The organism is Hydrogenophaga sp. (assembly GCF_051007235.1).
Lineage (GTDB): Bacteria > Pseudomonadota > Gammaproteobacteria > Burkholderiales > Burkholderiaceae_C > Hydrogenophaga.
Window position 1 is genome coordinate 1 of record NZ_JBPCSJ010000510.1, and the last position, 1,552, is coordinate 1,552.

The window sequence follows — 1,552 nt, forward strand, 5'->3', positions numbered from 1 at the left end:
TCTGTGCCAGCGCCGCGTGCATCGCTGGCCAGCCGAGCTGGGCGGCCTTGGCCTCGATGTCGGCCCGCACCGCGGCGTCGGCCGGTGGCATGTCGTTCAGGCCCTGCATCAGCGCCTTGAAATACAGCATGGTGCCGCCCACCATCAGGGGGGTGCGGCCGCGCGCGGCGATCTCGCCGATGAGCCGCTGCGCATCGCGCACGAACTCGGCGGCGCTGTAGGCGTCCAGCGGGTCGGTGGTGTCGATCAGGTGGTGCGGCACCTGCGCCAGTTCGTCGCGCGAGGGCTTGGCGGTGCCGATGTCCATGCTGCGGTAGACCAGGGCCGAGTCGACGCTGATGATCTCCACCGGCCAGCGCTCGGCCATGGCGAGCGATGCGGCGCTCTTGCCGCTCGCGGTCGGGCCGGCGATGGCGAGCACGCGCGTCATGCGGCCGATTCGGTGGTCACGCGCACAGGCGGGGCTTTGGGCTCACCGTGCCATTGCACCAGCGTCCAGGCGGTGACGGCGATCGCCACGCTCCAGAACCAGATGCCGCTGGTCAGCGGCAGCACGCTGCCCGGGTTCGCGGCCAGGCTCTTGCCGAGCCAGCCGCCCATGCCAAAGGCCATGAGCATCATCAGGAAACCGCTGAGCGCTGATGCAGCCCCGGCGGCCTGCGGAAAGGGGCCGACCGAGCCGCTCTGGCCGCAGGGCTGGTGCACGCCGTGGCCGAGCATGAACAGGTAGAAGGGCAGCATGATGGCCGGCACACTTTGCACCCCCATCAGTGCCAGCACCCCCATGGTGGTGCCGGCCGTGAGCGTGCAGGCGCCGGCGATGGCAACCGTCTTGCGCACGCCAAAACGCGGCAGCAGACGGCGGCAGATGAAGGTGCCCACGATGTACGACAGCGACATCGTCAGCATGGTCAGGCCATAGGCCGGCTTGGACAGGCCGAGCACGCCGATGAACACGAAGGAGCCCGCCGCCAGGAAGGTGAACAGCCCGGCGTAGGACGTGGTGGCGAGCAGGGTGAAGGCCCAGAAGGTGGGGTTGCGCACGATCTGGCCCCAGGTGCGCAGCAGCGTCAACGGCTCCAGCGCGCGCGGGTTTTTCTGCGCCAGGGTCTCTTCGAACCGCAGCGCCACCACCGCCAGCGCGATGGCGCCAAACACCGCCAGCGCCAGCAGCGTCACGCGAAAGCCGAAGTGCTCGGACAGGAGGCCGCCCACCGGCGCGCTGGCACAGGCGATCACGCCCAGACCGGTCAGGCCTTTGGACATAATGCGCGCGCCCTCGCTGGGGGCGTACAGGTCGCGCACCACCGCGCGAGCACACATCACGCCCGCGCCCATGGCCACGCCTTGCAGCGCGCGCAGCGCGATCAGCTGCTCCATCGACACCACGAAGGCGCAGGCCACCGACGCCAGCACATACAGCAGCGTGCCCCACAGCAGCACCGGGCGGCGGCCGAAGCGGTCGGACAGCGGGCCCCACACCAGTTGCGACATGCCAAACGAGAGCAGCAGCGCGGTGAGCGTGAGCTGGGCCTGGGACAGGCTGGCACCG

The 1,552-nt window shown here is 70.0% G+C and carries 2 protein-coding genes; both read right to left on the reverse strand.

Annotation, left to right across the window (positions count from 1 at the left end; all coding sequences use genetic code 11):
- The coding region (gene miaA, locus ACR2JA_RS17945; protein WP_434010434.1) for a tRNA (adenosine(37)-N6)-dimethylallyltransferase MiaA at positions 1 to 430 on the reverse strand (430 nt) is incomplete at its 3' end.
- On the reverse strand, positions 427 to 1,552 hold a 1,126-nt coding region (locus ACR2JA_RS17950; RefSeq protein ID WP_434010435.1), incomplete at its 5' end, for a Bcr/CflA family efflux MFS transporter. The genes miaA and ACR2JA_RS17950, both read right to left, overlap by 4 nt.